Origin of the sequence: Cereibacter azotoformans (genome assembly GCF_021391315.1) — a bacterium.
GTDB classification, from domain to species: Bacteria; Pseudomonadota; Alphaproteobacteria; order Rhodobacterales; family Rhodobacteraceae; genus Cereibacter_A; species Cereibacter_A azotoformans.
In genome coordinates this window covers 98,015-119,552 of the sequence record NZ_CP090022.1, presented here as the reverse complement: position 1 = coordinate 119,552, position 21,538 = coordinate 98,015, and the positions used below count along the sequence as shown (strand labels likewise).

The 21,538-nt window shown below is 69.7% G+C and carries 22 protein-coding genes; 14 read left to right on the top strand and 8 right to left on the bottom strand.

Annotation, left to right across the window (positions count from 1 at the left end):
• Positions 1-49 precede the first annotated feature (49 nt).
• Genes ehuA through doeB form a run of 9 tightly spaced genes read left to right on the top strand, consistent with a single transcriptional unit; the run spans position 50 to position 7,989 of the window.
• Entirely contained in the window at positions 50-835 is a 786-nt protein-coding gene (gene ehuA, locus LV780_RS15655; protein WP_117345062.1) for an ectoine/hydroxyectoine ABC transporter ATP-binding protein EhuA, read from the top strand.
• A 28-nt stretch (positions 836-863) separates the two neighbouring features.
• Complete coding sequence (gene ehuB, locus LV780_RS15650) at positions 864-1,682, top strand: ectoine/hydroxyectoine ABC transporter substrate-binding protein EhuB (RefSeq protein ID WP_117345063.1); 819 nt, start codon at positions 864-866, stop codon at positions 1,680-1,682.
• 60 nt (positions 1,683-1,742) lie between these two features.
• The gene (gene ehuC, locus LV780_RS15645) at positions 1,743-2,399 is read left to right on the top strand and encodes an ectoine/hydroxyectoine ABC transporter permease subunit EhuC (protein WP_108220714.1); all 657 of its coding nucleotides are present in this window, start codon (positions 1,743-1,745) and stop codon (positions 2,397-2,399) included.
• Complete coding sequence (gene ehuD, locus LV780_RS15640; protein WP_108220713.1) at positions 2,399-3,058, top strand: ectoine/hydroxyectoine ABC transporter permease subunit EhuD; 660 nt, start codon at positions 2,399-2,401, stop codon at positions 3,056-3,058. The genes ehuC and ehuD overlap by 1 nt, the downstream gene beginning before the upstream one ends.
• A complete protein-coding gene (locus LV780_RS15635) occupies positions 3,055-3,819 on the top strand; it encodes an aspartate racemase/maleate isomerase family protein (RefSeq protein WP_101340904.1) in 765 nt (254 codons plus the stop codon). The genes ehuD and LV780_RS15635 overlap by 4 nt, the downstream gene beginning before the upstream one ends.
• Positions 3,816-4,772, top strand: coding sequence for a hydroxyectoine utilization dehydratase EutB (eutB, locus tag LV780_RS15630; protein ID WP_181318477.1), 957 nt, complete (start codon positions 3,816-3,818; stop codon positions 4,770-4,772). Before LV780_RS15635 ends, eutB begins: the two co-directional genes overlap by 4 nt.
• The gene (locus LV780_RS15625; protein ID WP_108220712.1) at positions 4,769-5,752 is read left to right on the top strand and encodes a cyclodeaminase; all 984 of its coding nucleotides are present in this window, start codon (positions 4,769-4,771) and stop codon (positions 5,750-5,752) included. The genes eutB and LV780_RS15625 overlap by 4 nt, the downstream gene beginning before the upstream one ends.
• Before the next feature lie 43 nt (positions 5,753-5,795).
• On the top strand, positions 5,796-6,977 hold the full coding sequence (gene doeA / locus LV780_RS15620) for an ectoine hydrolase DoeA (RefSeq protein ID WP_108220711.1): 1,182 nt from the start codon (positions 5,796-5,798) through the stop codon (positions 6,975-6,977).
• Positions 6,978-6,981: 4 nt separating this feature from the next.
• The gene (gene doeB / locus LV780_RS15615) at positions 6,982-7,989 is read left to right on the top strand and encodes a N(2)-acetyl-L-2,4-diaminobutanoate deacetylase DoeB (protein WP_108220710.1); all 1,008 of its coding nucleotides are present in this window, start codon (positions 6,982-6,984) and stop codon (positions 7,987-7,989) included.
• Positions 7,990-8,150: 161 nt separating this feature from the next.
• Here the strand turns inward: doeB and LV780_RS15610 are convergent, their stop codons facing one another.
• On the bottom strand, positions 8,151-8,804 hold the full coding sequence (locus tag LV780_RS15610) for a Crp/Fnr family transcriptional regulator (protein WP_233864139.1): 654 nt from the start codon (positions 8,802-8,804) through the stop codon (positions 8,151-8,153).
• Between the two features lie 369 nt (positions 8,805-9,173).
• Between LV780_RS15610 and LV780_RS15605 the strand changes: the two genes are divergently transcribed.
• The 5 genes from LV780_RS15605 to LV780_RS15585 all read left to right on the top strand — a co-directional run bounded on the left by LV780_RS15605 (position 9,174) and on the right by LV780_RS15585 (position 15,214).
• Positions 9,174-9,830: a hypothetical protein gene (locus LV780_RS15605; RefSeq protein ID WP_233864138.1), complete on the top strand. Its 657-nt coding sequence runs from the start codon at positions 9,174-9,176 to the stop codon at positions 9,828-9,830.
• A gap of 150 nt (positions 9,831-9,980) precedes the next feature.
• Positions 9,981-12,080, top strand: coding sequence for an alkyl/aryl-sulfatase (locus tag LV780_RS15600; protein WP_233864137.1), 2,100 nt, complete (start codon positions 9,981-9,983; stop codon positions 12,078-12,080).
• Between the two features lie 72 nt (positions 12,081-12,152).
• On the top strand, positions 12,153-12,434 hold the full coding sequence (locus LV780_RS15595) for a glycine zipper 2TM domain-containing protein (protein ID WP_101340897.1): 282 nt from the start codon (positions 12,153-12,155) through the stop codon (positions 12,432-12,434).
• Positions 12,435-12,673: 239 nt separating this feature from the next.
• Positions 12,674-13,096: a DUF4405 domain-containing protein gene (locus tag LV780_RS15590; protein WP_044249137.1), complete on the top strand. Its 423-nt coding sequence runs from the start codon at positions 12,674-12,676 to the stop codon at positions 13,094-13,096.
• Positions 13,097-13,303: 207 nt separating this feature from the next.
• On the top strand, positions 13,304-15,214 hold the full coding sequence (locus LV780_RS15585) for a heavy metal translocating P-type ATPase (RefSeq protein WP_011910127.1): 1,911 nt from the start codon (positions 13,304-13,306) through the stop codon (positions 15,212-15,214).
• A gap of 165 nt (positions 15,215-15,379) precedes the next feature.
• Here the strand turns inward: LV780_RS15585 and LV780_RS15580 are convergent, their stop codons facing one another.
• The 7 genes from LV780_RS15580 to LV780_RS15550 form a co-directional block, all read right to left on the bottom strand.
• Positions 15,380-16,975: a glucan biosynthesis protein gene (locus LV780_RS15580; protein WP_044249140.1), complete on the bottom strand. Its 1,596-nt coding sequence runs from the start codon at positions 16,973-16,975 to the stop codon at positions 15,380-15,382.
• 223 nt (positions 16,976-17,198) lie between these two features.
• On the bottom strand, positions 17,199-17,741 hold the full coding sequence (locus tag LV780_RS15575; RefSeq protein ID WP_108220706.1) for a flavodoxin: 543 nt from the start codon (positions 17,739-17,741) through the stop codon (positions 17,199-17,201).
• A gap of 90 nt (positions 17,742-17,831) precedes the next feature.
• Positions 17,832-18,851: an FAD:protein FMN transferase gene (locus tag LV780_RS15570; RefSeq protein ID WP_407647925.1), complete on the bottom strand. Its 1,020-nt coding sequence runs from the start codon at positions 18,849-18,851 to the stop codon at positions 17,832-17,834.
• Positions 18,852-18,925: 74 nt separating this feature from the next.
• Complete coding sequence (locus tag LV780_RS15565; RefSeq protein WP_108220704.1) at positions 18,926-19,420, bottom strand: SoxR reducing system RseC family protein; 495 nt, start codon at positions 19,418-19,420, stop codon at positions 18,926-18,928.
• 5 nt (positions 19,421-19,425) lie between these two features.
• Positions 19,426-19,623 (bottom strand): 4Fe-4S binding protein, encoded by a 198-nt coding sequence (locus LV780_RS15560; protein WP_108220735.1) that lies wholly within the window; start codon positions 19,621-19,623, stop codon positions 19,426-19,428.
• 54 nt (positions 19,624-19,677) lie between these two features.
• Positions 19,678-19,965, bottom strand: a complete 288-nt coding sequence (gene fdxC, locus LV780_RS15555; RefSeq protein WP_011910133.1) for a ferredoxin FdxC — start codon at positions 19,963-19,965, stop codon at positions 19,678-19,680.
• 17 nt (positions 19,966-19,982) lie between these two features.
• Positions 19,983-21,278: an FprA family A-type flavoprotein gene (locus LV780_RS15550; RefSeq protein WP_108220703.1), complete on the bottom strand. Its 1,296-nt coding sequence runs from the start codon at positions 21,276-21,278 to the stop codon at positions 19,983-19,985.
• Positions 21,279-21,538: the final 260 nt, after the last annotated feature.

Sequence of the window (21,538 nt, the reverse complement as noted above, 5' to 3'; positions counted from 1 at the left end):
ATATTGTCGCGCCCCGATCCTGTCTGCGAACCACCCCAGGAGGGCAGGCGTGACGCAGCCGATCATCCGTATCGATCGCCTTGAGAAATCCTTCGGCAGTCTGAAGGTTCTTGACGGCCTGTCGTTCGACGTGATGCCGGGTGAGAAGCTGGCGCTGATCGGGCCTTCGGGCTCGGGCAAGACGACGATCCTGCGCATCCTGATGACGCTGGAGACGATCACCGGCGGCCATGTCGAGGTCTGCGGCGAGCAGCTGTTCCACATGCGGCGCAACGGGGCCGAGCGGCCGGCGGACGAGGCGCACCTGCACCACATGCGCCGCCACATCGGCATGGTGTTCCAGCACTTCAACCTGTTTCCGCACAAGTGCGTGCTCGACAACATCACGCTGGCGCCGATCCTGACCAAGGGTGAGCCGCGGGCCGCGGCCGAGCGGCGGGCGATGGACCTGCTCGAGATGGTGGGCCTTGCCGACAAGGCCCGCGCGATGCCCTCGCAGCTGTCGGGCGGCCAGAAGCAGCGCGTGGCGATTGCCCGCGCGCTGGCGCTGCAGCCCCGCATCATGCTGTTCGACGAGATCACCAGCGCGCTCGACCCCGAACTGGTCGAGGAGGTGCTGCTGGTCATGAAGCGCCTCGCTTCCGAGACCGACATGACCATGCTTCTCGTCACCCACGAGATGGGCTTTGCCCACGAGTTTGCCGACCGCGTGCTGTTCTTCGACCGCGGCCACATCGTCGAGCAGGGACCGCCCGACCAGATCTTCACCCGTCCGACGCATGAACGCACCCAATCCTTCCTGCGCAAGATCATCGCCGCAGGGCACCGCGTCTGACCCTCACCCTCCAGCAGAGAGAGATCCGATGAAGAAGACGCTTCTGACGCTTGCGCTGATCGCCGCCCCGGCCGCGGCGGTGGCCGACACGCTCGACAGCCTGCGCGAACAGGGCTTCGCCCGCATCGCCATCGCGAACGAGCCGCCCTTCACCGCCGTCGCCGCCGACGGCACCGTCTCGGGCGCGGCCCCCGACGTGGCGCGCGAGGTCTTCAAGCGGCTGGGCGTGCCCGAGGTGGTGGCCTCGATCAGCGAATATGGCGCGATGATCCCCGGCCTTCAGGCCCGCCGCCACGACGCGATCACCGCGGGCCTCTTCATGAAGCCGGAACGCTGCCAGGCCGTCGCCTATTCCGAGCCGATCCTCTGCGACGCCGAGGCGTTCCTTCTGCCGAAGGGCAACCCCAAGGGCTTCCGCTCCTACGCCGACATCGCGGCCGACCCCACGGCCACCATCGGCGCCCCCGGCGGCGGCACCGAGGAGAAGCTGGCGCTGGAGGCGGGCGTTCCGCGCAACCGGGTGATCGTGGTTCCCGACGGGCAGTCGGGCCTGAAGATGCTGCAGGATGGCCGGATCGACGTCTATTCGCTGCCGGTGCTGTCGATCTCGGACCTGATGGCGAAGGCGGCCGATCCGAACCTCGAGATGCTGGCGCCGGTTCAGGGCGCGCCGGTCTATTGCGACGGCGCGGCCTTCCGCAAGCAGGACACGGCGCTGCGCGACGCCTTCGACGTGGAATTGGCGAAGATGAAGGAGTCGGGCGAGTTCGCGAAGCTCATCGAGCCCTACGGCTTCTCGGCCGAGGCCGCGAAATCGACCAGCCGCGCCGCGCTTTGCGGCGAGTGACCCGGCCGGCGGGCGGCCCCTCCGCCCGCCTCTTTCCCTTCACCGTGGGTGCCGCGCTGAATGACCGACTGGTCCGGATATCTGACCCTGATCGCCGGGGGGGCGCTGATGACGGCGCAGCTGACCCTTTACGGATCGGCGCTGGCGCTGGTGGCAGCCTTCGCCGCTGGCCTTGCGCGGCTGTCGCGCTTCTTCGCCGTCCGGGCGCTGGCCACGGTCTATATCGAGTTCTTCCGCGGCACCTCGATCTTCGTCCAGCTGTTCTGGGTCTATTTCGTGCTGCCCTTCGCCGGGATCACGCTGTCGCCCCTGGCGGCGGGGGTGCTGGCGCTGGGGCTGAACGTGGGCGCCTATGGCGCCGAGGTGGTGCGGGGCGCCGTCCTGTCGGTGCCGAAGGATCAGGTCGAGGCGACGGTGGCGCTGAACCTGACCCGCTTCCAGCGGATGCGCCACGTCATCCTGCCGCAGGCGCTGCCCCTGATGCTGCCGACCTTCGGCAACAACGCGATCGAGCTTTTGAAGGCCACCGCGGTCGTGTCGCTGATCTCGCTGCCCGACATGACCTTTCAGGCGCAGGTGGTGCGGGCGCAGACGGGCAACACGCTGCTGCCGTTCGTCACGATCCTCGTCCTCTACTACGCGATGGCCATGGCGATCGGCGGCGGGGTGCGGCTGCTGGAACGACGCGCGACGCGCGGTCTTGACGGGGTGCGCTGATGGAATGGGACTGGGCCTTCGTCGCCGAGATCATGCCGGTCCTGCTGCAGGGGCTGCAGCTGACGCTGCTCATCACGCTTCTGTCGGCGGGGGTGGCGGCGGGCCTGGGGCTGGTCTTCGCCATCGCCCGCCGGTCGCCCCGGGCCTGGATCGCGCGCCCGGTGGGCCTGTTCGTCAGCTTCATCCGCGGCACGCCGCTTCTGGTGCAACTCTACTTCATCTTCTACGTGCTGCCCGACGCCGGCATCCGGCTTCCGCCGCTGGTCGCGGGCGTCCTGGGCATGGGCCTGCACTACGCGACCTACGCCGCCGAGGTCTATCGCGCGGGCATCGAGAACGTGCCCCGCGGCCAGTGGGAAGCCGCGCGCGCCACCAACCTGACCGCGGCCCAGACATGGCGCCATGTGATCGTGCCGCAGGCGATCCCGCCGATGATCCCGGCGCTCGCCAACTACCTGATCGCCATGTTCAAGGAGACGCCGCTTCTGTCGGCCATCACCGTCCTTGAACTGATGAACCAGGCGAAGTCGGTGGCCAATTCCAGCTACCGCTATGTCGAGCCGATGACGCTGGTGGGCGTGCTGTTCCTGGCCATGAGCCTCGTCTCGGTCGTGCTGCTGCGCTGGCTTGAACATCGCTACGGAAGGCTTGCGAAATGACCGACCCCATCGTCGCCCCGCGTCCGCCGCGGCTGGACCCACGCCCGGTGGCCCACCGGATCGGGCTGATCGCGCTGGCCACCGACCACACGACCGAGGTGGATTTCGCCCGCATCCTCGCGCCGGCCGGGGTGGGGATCTATGTCAACCGCATCCCCTTCGCCAATCCGGTGACGCCCGCGACGCTGCGGGCGATGGAGGCCGATCTGGCCGAGGGGGCCGCGCTGATCCTGCCCGGCGAGGATCTGGATGCGGTGGTCTATGGCTGCACCTCGGCCTCGGTCTGCATCGGCGACGGTGCGGTGCGGGCGCAGGTGGCGCGCGGCAAGCCGGGCTGTCCGGTGGTGACGCCGATCTCGGGCACGCTGAACGGCCTTCGCGCGATGGGCGCGCGGCGGATCTCGGTGCTGACGCCCTATCTCGTCGAGACGACGCGGCCGATGGCCGCGATGTTCGAGGCCGAGGGGTTCGCGATCGACCGGCTCACCTGTCTGGCCATGGCCGACGACCGCGACATGGCGCGGATCGCGCTGGACGATCTGGTGGATCTGGCCCGCGAGGCGACCGATCCCGCGTCCGAGGCCACCTTCATCTCCTGCACCGCGGTGCGGGCGGCGTCGGTCATCGACCGGATCGAGGCGGCGACGGGGCGGCCGGCGCTGTCCTCGAACCACGCCGCCGCGTGGGAGGTCGCCCGCCGCATCGGCATTGCGGCGGCGCTGGCGCCCGGCCACCTGATGACGCTGGGGCTGCCGGCATGACGCTGCCCGTGACGCTCGACGACATCCGGGCTGCCGAGGCGCGCATTCGCGGCCATGTGCGGCGGACGCCGATGCTGGCCGACCCGCGCCTCTCCGGGCTGGTCCTGAAGATGGAGCACCGGCAGGAAACCGGCGCCTTCAAGCTGCGGGGGGCGACCAACGCGGTGCTGTCGCTGCCGCCCGAGCGGCTGGCGCGCGGGGTGGTGACGGCCTCGACCGGGAACCACGGCCGGGCGCTGGCCCATGCGGCGCGGGCGGCGGGCGTGCGCGCCGTCGTCTGCCTGTCGCGGCTGGTGCCCCCGAACAAGGTCGCGGCGGTGCGCGAGCTGGGCGCCGAGGTGCGGATCACGGGCGACAGTCAGGACGAGGCGATGGCCGAGGTGGCGCGCGCGGTCGCCGCCGAGGGGCTGACCGAGGTGCCGCCCTTCGATGATCCGGCGGTGGTGGCGGGGCAGGGCACGCTGGGGCTGGAGATCCTTGGGGATCTCCCTGCGCCCCGGCAGGTTCTGGTGCCGCTGTCGGGCGGCGGGCTGGCCTCGGGCGTGGCCGCGGCGGTGAAGGCGCTGTCGCCGCAGACCCGGATGGTGGGCGTCTCGATGGAGCGCGGAGCCGCGATGGCCGCGAGCCTTGCGGCAGGCCATCCCGTGACGGTCGCGGAACTGCCGACGCTGGCCGACAGCCTTGGCGGCGGCGTGGGGCTGGAAAACCGGATCACCTTCGCCATGTGCCGGGCGCTCCTCGATGAGGTGATCCTCGTGTCCGAGGACGAGATCGCGGCCGCGATGCGCCATATCCATGCCGTGACCGGCGACGCGGTCGAGGGGGCGGCGGCGGTCGGCGTGGCCGCCGTTCTGGCCGGGCGCGCCCCCGCCGCGGGCACCGTCGCGCTGCTGTCCGGCGGCAACATCGCGCCCGAGGCCTTCGCCCGCATCCTTGACGGGGGCCGCGCGTGAGAGATCCCGTCCTTCTGCTCACCGAGGCCGACCTGCGGACGCTGGTGCCGCTGGACCTCGAGGCCGTCGCCTGCGTCGAGGATGCCTTCCGCGCGCTCGCGACGAGGCCCATCGCCATGCCGCCGATCCTGCGGCTCGACATCCCCGAGCATCGCGGCGAGGTGGACGTCAAGACTGCCCACATCCCCGGCCTCGACCATTTCGCCATCAAGATCAGCCCCGGCTTCTTCGGCAATCCCGCGCTCGGCCTGCCCTCGACCAACGGGCTGATGGTGGTGCTTTCGGCGCGCACCGGGCTGGTTCAGGCGATCCTGCTCGACAACGGCTACCTGACCGACATGCGCACCGCCGCGGCGGGCGCCGTCGCCGCGCGCCACCTGAGCCGCGCCGAAAGCGCAACGGTGGCGGTTCTGGGTGCCGGGATGCAGGCCGAGCTTCAGGTGGCGGCGCTGCAACTCGTCCGCCCGATCCGTGCGGCCCGCGTCTGGGCGCGCGATGCGGGCAAGGCCCGGGCGCTGTGCGCGCGGGTGGCGCAGCGCGGGCTGGAGGCCATGCCCTGCGCCACCGCCGACGAGGCCACGAGTGGCGCCGACATCATCGTGACCGCGACGCCCGCCACGACGCCGATCCTGCACGCCGCCCATCCGGGGCAGCACATCACCGCCATGGGATCGGATGCCGAGCACAAGAACGAGATCGCCCCCGACCTGATCGCGCGCGCCACCTATGTCGCCGACCGGCTGTCCCAGACCCGCCGTCTGGGCGAGCTGCACCATGCCCTCGCCGCGGGCCTCGTGCCCGCCGACCGGGACTTCCCGGAACTGGGGCAGGTGGTGGCGGGGCTTCGCCCCGGCCGGACCGCGCCCGACCAGATCACGCTGGCCGACCTGACCGGCACCGGCATCCAGGACACCGCCATCGCCGCCCTCGCCGTCGCCCGCGCGACCGCCGCGCAGGCCGGCCAGAGCTTTACCGTCTGACAAGAGACCCGGGCCGCATCCGCCCGAAGGAGGACCATCCCCGATGACAGAAGTCGAGCTGCGGTTCAGCCGCGACGAGTTCGCCCAGCGTCTGGACAAGACGCGGCGAGCGATGGAGGCGAAGGGGGTGGACCTTCTGATCGTCACCGACCCCAGCAACATGAACTGGCTGACCGGCTATGACGGCTGGTCCTTCTATGTCCACCAGTGCGTGATCGTGCCGCCCGACGGCGAGCCGATCTGGTATGGCCGCGGGCAGGACGCGAACGGGGCGAAGCTGACCGCCTGCCTCGCGCACGGGAACATCATCGGCTATCCCGACCACTATGTGCAATCGACTGAGCGGCACCCGATGGACTACCTGTCGGCGCTGATGACCGACCGCGGCTGGGGCAGCCTGCGGATCGGCGTCGAGATGGACAACTACTATTTCTCGGCCGCCGCCTTTGCCAGCCTCACGCGCCACCTGCCGAATGCCCGCTTCACCGACTGCACGGCGCTGGTGAACTGGCAGCGCGCGGTGAAGTCGCCGCAGGAGATCACCTACATGCGCCGCGCCGCCCGCATCGTCGAGGCGATGCATGCGCGCATCCTCGACACGGTCGAGGTGGGGATGCGCAAGTGCGACCTTGTCGCCGAGATCCATGACGCGGGCATCCGCGGCGCCGACGGCTTTGGCGGCGACTATCCGGCGATCGTGCCGCTTCTGCCCTCGGGGCGCGAGGCGAGCGCGCCGCACCTGACCTGGGACGACCGGCCGATGAAGGCGGGCGAGGGCACCTTCTTCGAGATCGCCGGCTGCTATCACCGCTATCATGTGCCGCTGTCGCGGACCGTCTTCCTCGGCAAGCCCACGCAGGCCTTCCTGGATGCCGAGAAGGCGACGCTGGAAGGGATGGAGGCGGGCCTTGCCGCCGCGCGGCCCGGCGCCACCTGCGAGGACATCGCCCGCGGCTTCTTCGACGTGCTGGCGAAATACGGCATCCTCAAGGACAATCGCACCGGCTATCCGATCGGCGTGAGCTATCCGCCCGACTGGGGCGAGCGCACCATGAGCCTGCGCCCCGGCGACCGGACCGAGCTTCGCCCCGGCATGACCTTCCATTTCATGACCGGCCTCTGGCTCGAGGACATGGGCCTCGAGATCACCGAGTCGATCCTGATCACCGAGACGGGGGTGGAGTGCCTTGCCAATGTCCCGCGCCAGCTGTTCGTGAAGGACTGAGACCATGACCGCGGACCTGCGGCCGTCGCCGATCTCGGCGACGGTGGATTTCGACGCGCCGGGCGTGCAGCACGGCTTCCTGCGGCTGCCCTACAGCCGCGACGATGCGGCCTGGGGGTCGGTCATGATCCCGGTCGCGGTGGTGGCGAACGGCACCGGCCCCACGGCGCTGCTGACCGGCGCCAACCACGGCGACGAATACGAGGGGCCGATCGCGCTCTTCGAACTGGCCCGGTCGCTTCGCCCCGAGGAGGTGACGGGCCGGGTGATCATCCTGCCCGCGATGAACCAACCCGCCTTCGCGGCGGGCACCCGCACCTCGCCCATCGACCGCGGCAACCTGAACCGCAGCTTTCCCGGCCGCCACGACGGGACGGTGACCGAGAAGATCGCGGACTATTTCCAGCGCGTGCTGCTGCCGAGGGCAGACGTGGTGCTGGACTTCCATTCGGGGGGCCGGACGCTCGACTTCCTGCCCTTCTGCGCCGCGCATGTCCTGCCCGACAAGGCGCAGGAGGCGCGTGCCTTCGATCTGGTCCGCGCCTTCGGGGCGCCCTTCTCGGTGAAGATGCTCGAGATCGACGCGGTGGGCATGTATGACACCGCCGCCGAGGCGATGGGCAAGGTGTTCGTGACGACCGAACTGGGCGGCGGCGGCACCGCCAGCGCGCGCACCACCGGCATCGCGATGCGCGGCTGCCGCAACCTGCTGATCGCGGCCGGCATCCTCCGGGGCGAGGCCGAGCCGCAGCCGACGCAGTGGCTCGACATGCCCGACGGCGACTGCTTCACCTTCGCCGAGGACGGCGGCCTGATCCGCTTCTGCGCCGATCTGGGCGAGCGGGTCGAGAAGGGCCAGACCATCGCACTGATCTATCCGGTCGCGCGGACGGGGTCAGATCCCACGGTGCTGACCGCCCGGCGATCGGGCCTCTTCACGGCCCGCCACTTCCCCGGCCTCGTCAAGCCCGGCGATTGCGTGGCCGTGATCGCCGACGAAGTGGAGGGCTGACACGCCTCCGGCGGCGAAGCGGGGGCCTGTCCAGGTGCGGCATCTGTCCAGGCCGGGTGACGGAAGGTTTCGCTGAGGCGGGCTGCACACGGGGACAGCCGCCCGCCCCGGCGACTGTTGATGTCGGGCCCTTCGGGTCGTCGAGTTCCCGCGCCGTTGCCTCAGGCCTCTTCCGACGCGAGCTGGAGCGCCGCCCGGTCGACAATCCAAAGCACGCCATACTCGGTGCGCACCGAGCCGGCGTCGATCAGCCCCTTGAACGCGCGCCGGAAGGCGGCGCGGCTCATGCCGGCCATCCGGCACAGATCCTCCTGCGTCGCGCGGACCGAACCGTCGGGATCCGCCAGCCGAAGCAGCATGCGGGCGAAACGCGCGCGTGGCGTAAGAGCCAGAACTTCGGCAAGTATCCGCACCGCGAGCGTGGCATTCGCGTGATTGAGCCGGAAAAAGCAGATCCAGTCCTCGGCATGCTCGGCCAGGTTGCGACGCACGGCGCCGATCGGGACACGGAAGATGCGGGACTCGACGGCTGCCGAGACGGTGATTGACCGCGTCGTTTCCGCCAGAAGGGCCGAGTCGCCGATCCAGAAGCCGGGGCGTGCGCGGTAGATGGTGACTTCCTCCTCGCCGGTGATCGGGATGGATACCTCAAGCAGACCCTCGCCCAGGCCGAAGATGGCGTTCGGCACGTCCCCCACCGCGTAGAGAAGGCCGCCGCGAGGAACCGTGCTCCATCGGCCGGCCCTCGCCATCCGTGTCTGAAACGCGTCTGGCTGCTCTGCCAGCCAGCCCACCGAAGCCAGACCGCGCAGCACATCGGAACATTTCCGGCAAGATTGCTCCATCTGTCGCAATCTCCTCGCTGCGACGTGGGTAGGTATCGAGACGAGGAAAGCGCGTCGTGGCCGGGGATGTTGTTGATGGTGATCAACAGCGATCGGCGGGTGGCGGGTCGTCGGCGGAACCGTGCCGAGAATCGCGCCGCCACGGCGCGGGCTTGGCATGATCGGGACGGCCAGACGGAAGGCGGCGCCCGGTCGGGGAGGGTGCGACGGGGGAAGCGGTCCGGGCCGCAGATGGGGGATCTGCCGATGGGGGAGTGGAGGGAACGTCTTGCCGCAGCCCTTGCGGTCGTGCCCCTGGCTGGTGCTGCAGCCGCTCAGGACGTCGGGTGGGAGTTTACCGTGTCTCCCTACCTGTGGGCGCCGGGCATTTCGACGTCGGTCGAGACGGCCTTCGGGCCGCTCGAGGCCGATGCAAGTGTAAACGACGTCCTGTCCGCGACCGATTTCGCCCTGATGGGCGTGATGGAGGCCCGGAAGGGCCGCTGGGGCCTGATCGCCGATTTCGTCCTCGCTGACCTTTCGGAGCGTGCGGACGCGCCACTGGATGGCCTCTTCTCGCGCGGAACGGTCGAGACGGAGCTGAGGATCGCCAGCGGCTATGCCGCCTACCGCGTGCATCAGGAGGAGCGCGTGGCGGTCGATCTTCTGGGCGGCTTCCGGGCGGTGCGTGCGGATCTTGACGTGACGCTCGCAACGGGTGCGCTGCCCGGCCGAAGCTTTTCGCCCGGCGACAGCTGGGTCGATCCCGTGGTCGGCGGCCGCCTCCGCCTTGCGCTGAACGAGCGGTGGTTCGCCACGGCCATGGCCGACTTCGGGGGATCCGTCGGCGGCTCCGACCGCACATGGCAGGCGGTGGCAACCCTGGGCTACCAGATCAACGACCGCTGGTCGGTGCAGGGCGGATGGCGCCAGCTGTCGATCGACCGGGAGATGGACGGGCGCGATGTCGAGCTCGACCTCGGGGGGCCGGTGCTCGGCCTCACCGCCCGCTTCTGATCGGAAGACGTTCGAAGGGAAGCACGCTGTCCGCCAGACGACCGATCCGAGGCTTTGGGTCACGACCCTCCGGTCCGGGTTGCAGCACCCGGATGGGCCGAGGCGCTTCCCGATCCACTCGGGGCATGGGATCCTTACGGGAGTGAGATGATGACCACCAGACGACAGATCCTCACGACGCTTCCCGTCACTGGCGCGGCCTTCGCGCTTGGCGGCAACTTCCTCGAAGAAGGCACGGCGCGGGCGCAGGGCGTGCGCGCGCCCCTCGAGGGACATTTCCACCCGAAGGGCAAGGCGCCCTCCGCGCATACGATGAAGGTGCTGGCAGAGGCGCGCAAGGGGCTGCCCTTCTCGGATCGCCGTGACATCGAAGAGCAGGCGCGCGGGCTGATCGCCGAGCGTGCCGCCCGTCAGATCATGGGCGACGCGGGCAACGTGGCCTTCGACCGCAGCGAATACGACTTCCTCGACGGGAACGATGACTTCGACAGCATCCATCCGTCGATGACGCGCATCGCGCGGCTGAACAACCACTTCGGGATCTATGAGGTGATCCCCGGCATCTACCAGGTGCGCGGCCTGGATCTTTCCCACATGAGCTTCGTCCGCGGCAAGACCGGCTGGATCGTCTTCGACACGCTGACCACGACAGAGACCGCACGCGCCGCATGGGAGCTGTTCCAGGAGCACAGGGGCGAGGGGCTGCCGGTCACCGCGGTGATCTACTCCCACACCCACGCGGACCACTGGGGCGGCGTTCGCAGCCTCGTCGCCGAGGAGGATGTGGCCGCGGGCCGGGTGGAGATCATCGCGCCCGACGGCTTCATGCAGTTCCTGATCTCGGAGAACGTCTTTGCCGGCAACGCGATGAACCGGCGGCTGTTCTATCAGTATGGGTTGCTTCTGCCGGTCGCGCCCCACGGCTTCGTCACCCAGGGTTTGGGGCACCGGGTTCCGGCGGGCGTGAACGGGCTGATCCCGCCCACCCGCCTGGTTTCGGAACCGATCGAGGAGTTCGAGGTCGATGGCGTGCGGATGATCTTCCAGAACACGCCGAACACCGAAGCCCCGCGCGAGATGAACACCTACATCCCCGACCTCAAGGCGCTGTGGATGGCCGAGAACGTGACCGCCCAGCTCCACAACATCTACACGCTGCGCGGCGCGCCGGTCCGCGACCCTCTCAACTGGTCGAAATACATCAACGAGGCGCTCTACCGTTTCGGGCAGGAGGCGGAGGTGATGTTCGCCTCGCACCACTGGCCGCGCTGGGGCAACGAGCGCATCCGCGAGATCCTGCGCGACCAGCGCGACCTTTACGCCAACATGAACAACCAGGTTCTGCACTACGCCAACCAGGGCGTCACCATCAACCAGGTCCACAACGTCTATCGGATGCCCGAGAGCCTGCAGGCCAAATGGCACTGCCGGGGCTACCACGGCTCTCCCCAGCACAATGCGCGCGGCGTGATCCAGCGTTACCTCGGCTTCTGGGACTGCAACCCGACCACGCTGATCCCGCTTTCGCCCGCCGACTCGGCGCCGCTCCATGTCGAGATGATGGGCGGCGGAGCGGCGATCCTCGCGAAGGCGGGCGAACTGCACGAAGCGGGCGACTATTTCCGCGCGACCGAGATCCTCGACAAGCTGGTTCAGGCCGAACCGGGCAACGGCGAGGCCAGGGATGCGCTCGCCGACGCCTTCGAGCAGATCGGGTATCAGCAGGAGAATCCGGGGCTCCGGAACAGCTTCCTCGCGGCGGCCTATGAGCTGCGCTCGGGCATCCCGCAGGGGGCGATGGTCAGCAGTTCCAGCCCCGACGTCATTCGCGGCATGTCCACCGAACTGTTCCTGAACTTCCTTGCCATCCGCATGGATGGCCGCCGCGCCGCCGGTCTTGCCTTCGTCATGAATCTCGAGACTCCGGATACGGGTGAGACCTTCGTGGTCGAGCTTGCCAACGAGACGCTCACGAACATCGCAGGCTTCCGCGCGGACGCAGCCGACCTGACCCTGAAGGTGAACCGTGCCGACCTCGAGCGCGTCATGGCGGGACAGAGCGGGCTGGACGCGCTGCTGGCCGACGGCACCGCGCAGGCCGAGGGCGATGTCGCGATCCTCGAACGGCTTGCGGGTCTCATGGTCGAGTTCGACCCCCGCTTCGAGATCATGCCCGGCACGGCAAAGCGCACCGAGCTTGCGGCGGCCCAGCCCTTCGAATGCGACATCGGGGCGCCGATCGCGGAGTGATCTCGCGCCGGAGGGCGCGACCTGCCGGCGTCCTGCACCCTCGACGACCCCCTGAACGAAAAGGAGCATCGCATGCTGTTTCACCACCTTGCGGCCGCCAGCGCGGTCGCCGCCCTGATCGCCCTGACCGCCTGCACCGACAATCAGGGCATCAACGCCGCCACGGGGGGCCTGGCCGGTGCCGCAGTGGGCAGCCAGATCGGCCAGGGCAGCGGCCGCACCGCCGCCACGCTTGCCGGGGCCGCGCTCGGCACGGCCATCGGCGGGAACGTGGCGACAAGCCCGCAGCCGAGGATGTGCATGTATCGCAACGCCCAGACCGGCGAGACCTGGCAGGCGCCCTGTCCGAACTGAGACAGGCTCCGGGAGCTGGCCCGCCCGCCACGCGCGCTCCCCGAAGGCGGGAGCGCTCCTGATCAGGCGGGGCACGGACATGGCCGTGCGCCGCTGCCGGTGGTCTTGGCCCGAGGAGCGGATTGTCCATGCCGCCATGGAGATCCACCTCTCGGTGCCGCTTTCGCGCCGTCATTGACCCCGCGCATCGCGCAACCTGCCCGACCGCGCCAGAATGGCGCGGACAAGGAGGATTCGCCATGTCCATCCAGACCTCGTCTCCCGGGCGGCGCTTTTCCTGGCGCGCCGCCGCCGTCTTCACGATCGCGCTCTCGTCCGCGCTGATGCTCGTCTCGGGTCTCGTGCTCGTCGCCGCGCCGAGCGGACGGATCGCCCGTGACATTGCCTGGAGGCTCTGGGGCCTCGACCGAAGCGGGTGGGAAGTTCTGCATCTTGCCGGTTCGGTCCTGTTTGTCGCCGTCGTGCTCTGGCACCTGCTGCTGCATGCGAGCATGGTGAAGAACCTCGTGTGGAACGCCGCGGGCCATTCGGTGAGCCACCGGCGCGAGTTGCTCGTCGCTGTCGCACTTGTCGGACTGGTCGCGACCCTTGCGGTGCTCGACCTGCCGCCGGCGAGCTGGCTCGGCGCGCTGATGGGCTACATGCGGCGGGAATTCTGGTAGCCAGCGGCCGCGCAGGCCGCAGGACCGGCGCCGCCGCCCACCGGCGAGACAGGTTTCGAAGCGAGCGCCGTGGCGCGACGCCCCTGTTCTGCCCTCGTAACTCCCTCAGCCCCGATCTCGGCTTGCCTGCGGCGTTTGCTGCAGCGCGAAGGTCTTGATGTTTTGCGGCGAGCGGCGCAGACGGAATCGACCACGAGGGAAACCCGCATGAACGATGAACGACGGAACGGCCTTCTGACGGGGCTGACGGTTGTGGCAATGGTGATTGCGGGCGTGGCCCACTACCTTCTGCCCGCAACGCCCGTCTGGAGCTGGATCGGGATGGGCGCGACTGTCGTCGTGTTCGCCGCGGGGGGCGTGCCTGCCGCCATCCGGGCCCTGACCACGCTTTGGCACGAGCGCGAGCTGGACATCGACCTCCTGATGGTCGTCGCGGCGCTCGCCGCGGCGGCAGTGGGGGCGGCGCTGGAAGGCGCCGTGCTGCTGACGCTCTTCTCGGTGTCCACCACGCTCGAGCATTCCGCCATGGGCCGCGCCCGCCGGGCCATCGAGGCGCTGATGGATCTGAGGCCCGACCGCACCCTGCGGCGGACCGCGAACGGCACCGAGGAGGTGGCGGTCGAGGATCTCTCGCCCGGCGACGTCGTCATCCTGCGCCCCGGCGCGCGGGTTCCGGTGGACGCGGTGGTGGTCGAGGGTGAGGGCCAGATCGACGAGAGCACCGTCACCGGCGAGTCCACCCCGGTCCACAAGACCGCGGGCGCGCCGGTGTTCGAGGCGACCGTCAACCTGCATGGCATCCTCGCCATCGAGGTCCGCAAGCCGCTGGCCGAAAGCACCGTGGCCCGGATGATCCAGCTTGTGACCGAGGCGCAGGCGGCGCGCTCGCCGTCCGAGCGGTTCAGCGAATGGTTCGGCCAACGCTACACCGTCGCGGTGCTCGGCGGATCGGTTCTTGCCTTCCTCGTGTTCCTCGGCCTCGATCAGGGCTGGCACGAGGCGCTTTACCGTGCGGCGACGCTCCTGGTGGCGGCCAGCCCCTGCGCCATCGTGATCTCGGTTCCGGCGGCGATCCTGTCGGCGCTTTCGGCCTCGGCGCGTGGCGGCGTGCTCTTCAAGGGCGGCGCGGCGCTGGAGACGCTGGCTGGGGTTCGCACCTTCGCCTTCGACAAGACCGGGACGCTCACGACCGGCAAGCCGGAGGTGGTCGAGATCGTCTGCGACGGGGACGAGGAAGAGTTCCTGACCCGGCTTGCGGGGCTGGAGGCCTACTCCGAACATCCGATCGCCGACGCGATACGCCGCACGGCCGCGGCGCGGGGCCTGACGCCATTCCCGGTCCGCGAGGCGCGCGCCGTGCCCGGCGAGGGCATGGTGGGGCTGGATGACCAGGGCATGATCTGGGCCGGAAACGCCCGGCTCGCGGCGCGGATGGGCGCAAAGAGTGCGCCGGTCGCGCATCCCGAAGAGATCCTTGCGCTGCATGCCGGGGCCGAGACGCTGGTGCTTCTGGGGCGGGGCGCCAAGCTGCTGGGGGCGCTGACGGTGGCCGACCGGCCGCGGGAGAGTTCGGCGGCCGGGATCGAGGCGCTGCGCCTGTCGGGGGTCGAGCGGGTCGAGATGCTGACCGGCGACCGCCGCGCGGTGGCCGAGAGGATCGGCGCCGGGCTCGGAATCCGGCCGGCCGAGATCCATGCGGACCTGTTGCCCGAGGACAAGGTGCGGCTGGTGGCCGAGTTTGCGGCGAAGGGTCGGGTGGCCTTCGTGGGCGACGGCGTGAACGACGCGGCGGCGCTGGCGCGCGCCGACGTCGGCATCGCCATGGGAGCGGCGGGTTCCGAGGTCGCGCTTCAGGCCGCAGACGTGGCGCTTCTGTCCGAGGACATCTCGCGGCTGGCCGAGGCGCACCGTCTCGCGCGCCGGACGGCGGGGATCATCCGGCAGAACCTCGTCTTCGCCATGGGCGCGATGGTGACGCTGGTGGTAAGCAGCCTCTTCTTCAACCTGCCCCTGCCGCTCGCGGTCATCGGCCACGAGGGCGGCACGGTGCTGGTGGTTCTGAACGGCCTTCGGCTGCTCGCCGATCCGATCCGGCTCTCGACCGCCAGGCCGCGCTGAGACGGCTTCGGCCATGCCGTTCGTGGTCCCGTAGGGGCCGGGCTCGCCCGGTGACCCAGGCGGGCGGGGTTTGCCCGAGCGCGCGGCGGGCCGCCGCCTCTAGCGTCGCCCTCACCCACGGCCGACCGGGATGAACCGGCCGGGGCTTGCGCCCCGGCGGGTCCCTTAGCGAAGCCGGTTGATCTGGGCGAGGTGGAACTGGCCGAGCCAGGTCTCGGTCAGGGGTGCGTCCTCATGCGCGATGTAGGCGCGCAGATCGACCGTATCCGTTCCGGGAGCGGCCTTGAGATCGAATGTGAGGCGCCAGCGGTCGGTGCCGACCACCCGGACCACGAAGGGATTGATGACCTCCACCCCCTCGGGTGCCGAAACCCGCGGCTGGATGTCCTCGTCCAGCTCGTGCCCGTCCAGCGCCGCCCCCTCGAAATCGAGGACCACCTTGATCACATCTTCGGGCCGCGGCTGGCCCGGAACGCCGCCGTTGCCGACCTGCGTCGCGACCGTTTGCGCCAGGGGCATGTCGATCGGCGGGCTTGCGACCCAGTGCATCCGGTAGTCGAAGCGCCGCTCCTCGCCGGCCTGCGGTGGGCTCTCGGGATTCCAGAAAGCCACGATATTGTCGTAGATCTCGTCGTCGGTCGGGATCTCGACCAGCTGCACGGCGCCTGCCCCCCAGTCCGAGGTGGGCTCGATCCAGACGGCCGGGCGCTTCTCGTAGAAGACGCCATCATCCTGATAATGGTCGAAGTTCCGGTCGCGCTGGATCAGGCCGAAGCCCTTGATGTTCCGGTCGAGGTAGCTCGAGGTCGCCACGCGATCGGGGTTGTTCAGCGGACGCCAGATATGCTCGCCCGTGCCGGTGTGGATCATGAGACCGTCCGTGTCATGCACCTCGGGGCGCCAGTCGGAGGACTGGAAGCGGTTGCTCTCGGAATACCAGAACATCGAGGTGAGCGGCGCCACACCCAGCCGCTCGACGGGCGCGCGGAAGAAGAGGCGGCTCGAGATGTCCATGACCTGCCCCTTGCCGGGCTGGTCGCGCATCACCATGCGGTAGGCGCCGGTCATGCTGGGCCCGTCCATCAGCGCATGGACGACCGTCGCGCCCTCGGGGCCTTCCTCCAGATAGAATTCCGTGAAGCGCGGAAATTCCTCGGGGACCGGAAGGCCGGTGTTCAGCGCCACCGCGCGCGCCGAGAGCCCGTATTGACGCAGCGCGCCGTCGCTGCGGAAGTAGGCGGCACCAAGGAACGAGATCCAGTCGCTCTTCATGTCGTCGCGCATGAGGCGGAAGCCCGCAAATCCCGCTTCGGGGTCCAGACCCTTCGCCACGCTGTCCTCGGGCATCTCGAAATAGTCGGGGCTGTAGACGATCTCGCGCGCCTCGCCCCCCTCGACGGCGAAGACCTTGACCGGCTGGCGGAAGTAGGTGCCGAGGTGAAAGAACTGCGCCGGCGTGTCGCCGATCCTGACGGACGCCTCGTCGCGGAAACGGATGCGCCAGTGCGCGTCATAGTCGATCTTCTCGAGCACCTCGGGATTCCGGACCGGGGCCGGAACATGGGGCTGGCGCGCGAGGGTCGCGGCGCGCTCGGCCAGCAGGTCATGGGAAAAGGCTTGCGGCGCCGAGAACACCGGCGCGGACAACTGGCCGGCGGGCGCGGACGCCTCCTGTGCGGCTGCGGCACCGGAGAGCGACAGTGCGGCCATGAGGCCGAGTGCGGTCAGTCTGAAGGACGGCAAGGACAAGATCTGCTCCATTATGCTTCCGACGTGGAAGCCCGTGCGCTGCGATGTGACCGAATCGGATCCTGATCAAGCCAAACTTGAGTGGAACGCGCGCCCTCAGCGGGCCCGCGCTCAAGGATCGCAGGTGCGGCCGCCGCAGGCCGCGGAAGGCTGCCGGTTCCGGCAGCCCCGGTTGAACCGTCAAGGTCGAAACCCCATGTCGCGGACCCTCGGCGGGGACGGACGGGGGAATGGATCAGACGGGCAGGCCGAAGCTGTCCGAGATGCTCTTCAGCCATCCCGCGAGCCGGGCCTCGGTCTGATCGGACTGGTTGTCGAGATCGAGGGCGAGCCCCAGAAACGCGCCGTCCACCACCGCAAGCGACTCCTCGAACTCATAGCCCTCGACCGGCCAGCGGCCCACGATCGTGGCGCCGCGGCTCTCGAAGAAGTCGGCCAGGATGAAGATGGCGTTCACGAACTCCAGCGGATAGGTGACCTGATCGCCGAGGCCGAAGATCGCGATGGTCTTGCCGGTGAAGTCCCGATCCTCGAGCCTGGGCAGGAACTCCTCCCAGCTTTCCTCGGCACAGTCGGCGCTGGCGCCCGGAAGCTGGCCCTCGCCCATCGTCGGCGTGCCCAGGATCAGATAGTCATAGCTCATGAAGGTTTCGACCTCGGCGCGGTTGACGTTGACCGGCTTGGCCATCAGCCCGTCGTCGAACAGGGCCTTGATCTGTCGCGCGACCTTGCGCGTCTTGCCGGTATCCGTGCCGAAGAAGAGCCCGATCCTGGTCATTCTGCATCCCTCTGTCTCTGCCCGGGCACAGCGCGGCCCGCAGGAAAGGACGAAGCAGGCGGCGTGCCAGGCCGACGCAGAGGGCGGCGATCACCCGTTGGAGCAGGCGGGCGGGGGAGTGGCCTCTGGCAGGGCGACGATCCGAACGGGGGCGGGGAAGCCCCCCGGCACCGGCTCGAGCCGCTCGTGCATCGCCTGCGTTGCGAGGATGGAGCCGTCGTCGGTGATCATCAGCACCGCCCTCACCCCCATGGCGGCGGCGACCTGCGGCCACTCGACGGGGCCCGCCACGGCGAGGGCGGTGGCGGCCGCATCCGCGCGCGCGCCACTCGGGTCCAGAACCGAAACCGAAACGATCCCTTGCATCGGCCGCCCGCTTCGCGGGTCGATGATGTGCGAGAAGCGGACGCCGCCCTCGTCGAAATAGCGTTCGTAGTTGCCGGACGTGTGCAGCGCCTCGCCGGGGCGCAGCGACACCGCCGCCACCACGCCCCACTGGAACGGGTCGCGGATCGCGACCCGCCAGGGCCGCGCGCCATGCCGCCCGATGACCTTCACGCCGCCGCCCGCATTCAGCACCGCATCCTGCACCCCCGCGGCGCGCAGATCCTCGGCGGCGAGGTCGAGCGCCGCCCCCTTCGCGAAGGCTCCGAGGTCGAGTTGAACGGCCGGGTTGTCCGAGCGCACCTCGTCGCCCGTGATCGTCAGATCGGTCATGCGCGGATGACGCGCCACGAGGGCCGCGATGGCCGCAGCGGGCGGTGGCGCGCCGTCGGGCGGAACATCCGCGTGAAAGCCCCAGGCCTCGATCAGCCGGCCGATCGCCGGATCGAAGAGGCCGCCGCTCGCGCAGGACAGCGCCCGTCCCTCCCGCAGAAGGGCCGCGAGCCCGGCCTCGACCTTGCGGCTTTCGCCTGCGGCGAGGGCGGCGTTGAGGCTCTCGAGTTCGCCCGGGCGCCAGGCGTGCCAGTCCTTGTGGGCGGCCTGCAGCCGCTGGCCAACACGGGCGATGGCCTCGCGGGCCACCCTTTCGGGGGCGCCGCGGGCCTCGATCTCGACCAGCGTCCCGAAGAGATAGAAGGTCTCGCGCACCTCGGCCGGGCCGCGCATGAGGGTGGCGCCGATGGCCCCGCCCGCCGTGCAGAGTGCCACGGCGGCGGCAATCAGGGCCTGGCGCGGGACGGTCATGGGGCGCACCGGCCGGACACCGGGCCGGCGCCGGGATGCACCGCCTCGATCGTGAAATCGCCGGCCAACCCGTCCCCGCGCCCCGCCCGCGCGAGCGGGATCAGGGCGAGGGCCAGGGCGGGCAGGCAGAGCAGCCCCACCCAGAGGTCCGAGAGCTGCAGCGCCATGCCGGCCCCGGCGGTCCCGACCACGGCGAGCGTGGGCAGCAGATAGGCCAGACCCGCCACGGTGAGAAAGCGGCTCGCGGGCAGGGTGACCTCGACCTCGTCGCCCTGGGCCACGATCAGTCCGGGGGGGCGGGCGACCTCGATCCGTTCGGGTCGTGCGGCCGCCGCGAGTTCGGCGGCCCCGCAGGTCCTGCGCATCGCGCAGCAGGAGCAGCCGGCGGCGCGGTCCGCCGCAAGCTGCAGACGGTCTCCGGCCACGGCCAGGACCTTCAGCCGCTCGCGGAGGACGCGGGCGCCCGCCGGGCCGTCGCCGCACTCCTCCATCCGCCTCAAGCCTCGAGAGGAACGATGCTGTCGGCGGTGCAGACGTTCATGCATTGGGGCATGTCGAACTCGCCGTCGCATTCGGTGCAGACGTCGGCCTTGATGAAATAGATGCCCTTGCGCGGGATAATCGCGTTGGTCGGGCACACCGGCTCGCAGTCGCCGCAGGCGGTGCAGAGGTCGGCCGAGATGGTCATGGACATGGGTTGGTTCCTTTCTGGTGGGGGTTCAGCCTGCCGACGGACGCGCGCGGCGGGTCAGCCGGGGCGCACCTTGACGGCGCCGGTCAGGACGCGGCACTGGCAGGCAAGGCGGTCGTCCTTGCCGGCCATGTTCTCCGAGAGCACGCGAAGCTCGAGCGCCGAGGGCTCCGAAAGATGCTCGCTGCCCTCGATCACATGGGTGAGGCAGGTGCCGCACTCGCCCTCGCGGCAGCCGTAGGTGATGCCCGACCCGACCTTCTCGGACATCTCGATGATGCGCGTTCCGGGGGGCACGTTGACCGTGATGGAGACATCGGTGAACGTCAGTGTGGCCTTTTCCATCGCGGATCCTTCCTGTGTCATCGGGCGGCCAGCTCGGCGAGGTCGATCTCGCGCGGGACCGCGCGGCCGGCGAGATGGGCGGCGAGGCGCCGGCCGAAGGCCCTGGCCTCGTCAAGATCGGCGTCGGAGGGCTCGAACTTCACCCGCAGTCCGGGCTCGGGCAGCCGCATCCCGAGGCCCTGGAGCCGGGTCTCGACCTGCCGCACGGCCTCGCCCGACCAGCCGTAGGAGCCGAAGGCCGCGCCGAGCTTGCCCCTGGTCTCGATGTCCACCAGTTGGGCGAGCAGTTCCCAGACCGCGCGCACGGCATCGCCGTTGATGGTCGGCGTGCCGAGCGCGATCCCATCCACCTCCTCGATCAGGTCGATGAACGGGTGAAGCTCGCCGCCTTCGAGATCGAACAGCGAGACGCGGACGCCGGGCTCTTCTGCGGCGCCGTCGCGGATCGCCCGGGCGAGGCGGCCGGTCGCGCCGTGGGCCGAGATGTAGAGGATGGCGAGCGTCCTGTCCGTCCCGAAGGAGAAGCGAGGCCCCGCGAGCCGGCGGTAGTGGCGCAGATAGGCGCGGGGATCGGTGCGCAGGATCGGCCCGTGCGAGGGCGCGATGATGGCGACGTCAAGCGGCTCGATCAGGTCCAGCGCGGTGCGGACCGAACTGCGGAAGGGCCTCATCAGCCGGTCGAAGTAATGGTCCAGCGCGAAGCGGAAGTCGCCCACCTGGTCGTCGAAGAGCCGCTCGTCGCAATAGTGGCTGCCGAAGAGATCGCAGGTGAAGAGCAGCCCGTCCTCGACGAGGAAGGTGCATTGCGTGTCGGGCCAGTGCACGTTCGGGGTGGTGAGGAAACGCAGCGTCCGGTCTCCGAGCGTGACCTCGGCCCCGGTCGTGACCGGCACGATGCGGTAGCGGTCGAAGTCGCCGCCAAGCAGCGCGCGCAGGATCTGGAGGCCGCGCGGCGACAGATGCACCTCGGCCTGCGGCGCGCGGCGGAGCAGTTCGGGCAGGGCGCCGGAATGGTCGGGCTCGAGATGGTTGAGCACGATCCGCGTGATCTCGTCATAGCGCGCCACCGCCTCGAGCCGGGCGAAGAAGCTGTCCGCATGGGCGGCATCCACCGTGTCGATCACCGCCATGCCCTCGGAGCCGCGCACGGCATAGGCGTTGTAGCTCGTGCCGTTGGCCGTCTTCATCAGCGTGTCGAAGCTGCGCAGGCCGGGATCGAAGGCGCCGATCCAGTGAACGCCGGGCACGATCCCGACCGGCCCCTCCGGCGGGAGAGGCTGGGGGCGGATGCTGGTCACTGCGGCGGCGGACAAGGGACACTCCTTCGGCTTCCTCTGCGCGACCATGGAGAAGCACGGGCCGTGCCAAGTCCTGTCGCGCTGGCGCCGGCAGGCGGCCCTTGCGCCGCGGTGAGGGTGCGTGCCGCGGCGCTTTGTCCGAATTGGTCAGGGTTCCCGACACAACTGTAGGAAATGCGACAAGAGCCTTGGTTCGGCGCAGGGCGAATGGCTCGGCTCTTCCGCAGGGACGACGGCCCCACCTGTCGCCGGCTCACCTGAAGGGCGGTTGGCAC

Bases quoted from the DNA above. Each gene is read 5' to 3' on its own strand.
- ehuB (WP_117345063.1), top strand. From the start codon at position 864: ATGAAGAAGACGCTTCTGACGCTTGCGCTGATCGCCGCCCCGGCCGCG.
- ehuC (WP_108220714.1), top strand. From the start codon at position 1,743: ATGACCGACTGGTCCGGATATCTGACCCTGATCGCCGGGGGGGCGCTG.
- ehuD (WP_108220713.1), top strand. From the start codon at position 2,399: ATGGAATGGGACTGGGCCTTCGTCGCCGAGATCATGCCGGTCCTGCTG.
- LV780_RS15635 (WP_101340904.1), top strand. From the start codon at position 3,055: ATGACCGACCCCATCGTCGCCCCGCGTCCGCCGCGGCTGGACCCACGC.
- eutB (WP_181318477.1), top strand. From the start codon at position 3,816: ATGACGCTGCCCGTGACGCTCGACGACATCCGGGCTGCCGAGGCGCGC.
- doeA (WP_108220711.1), top strand. From the start codon at position 5,796: ATGACAGAAGTCGAGCTGCGGTTCAGCCGCGACGAGTTCGCCCAGCGT.
- doeB (WP_108220710.1), top strand. From the start codon at position 6,982: ATGACCGCGGACCTGCGGCCGTCGCCGATCTCGGCGACGGTGGATTTC.
- LV780_RS15600 (WP_233864137.1), top strand. From the start codon at position 9,981: ATGACCACCAGACGACAGATCCTCACGACGCTTCCCGTCACTGGCGCG.
- LV780_RS15595 (WP_101340897.1), top strand. From the start codon at position 12,153: ATGCTGTTTCACCACCTTGCGGCCGCCAGCGCGGTCGCCGCCCTGATC.
- LV780_RS15590 (WP_044249137.1), top strand. From the start codon at position 12,674: ATGTCCATCCAGACCTCGTCTCCCGGGCGGCGCTTTTCCTGGCGCGCC.
- LV780_RS15585 (WP_011910127.1), top strand. From the start codon at position 13,304: ATGAACGATGAACGACGGAACGGCCTTCTGACGGGGCTGACGGTTGTG.
- LV780_RS15580 (WP_044249140.1), bottom strand. From the start codon at position 16,975: ATGGAGCAGATCTTGTCCTTGCCGTCCTTCAGACTGACCGCACTCGGC.
- LV780_RS15575 (WP_108220706.1), bottom strand. From the start codon at position 17,741: ATGACCAGGATCGGGCTCTTCTTCGGCACGGATACCGGCAAGACGCGC.
- LV780_RS15570 (WP_407647925.1), bottom strand. From the start codon at position 18,851: ATGCGCGGCCCGGCCGAGGTGCGCGAGACCTTCTATCTCTTCGGGACG.
- LV780_RS15565 (WP_108220704.1), bottom strand. From the start codon at position 19,420: ATGGAGGAGTGCGGCGACGGCCCGGCGGGCGCCCGCGTCCTCCGCGAG.
- LV780_RS15560 (WP_108220735.1), bottom strand. From the start codon at position 19,623: ATGTCCATGACCATCTCGGCCGACCTCTGCACCGCCTGCGGCGACTGC.
- fdxC (WP_011910133.1), bottom strand. From the start codon at position 19,965: ATGGAAAAGGCCACACTGACGTTCACCGATGTCTCCATCACGGTCAAC.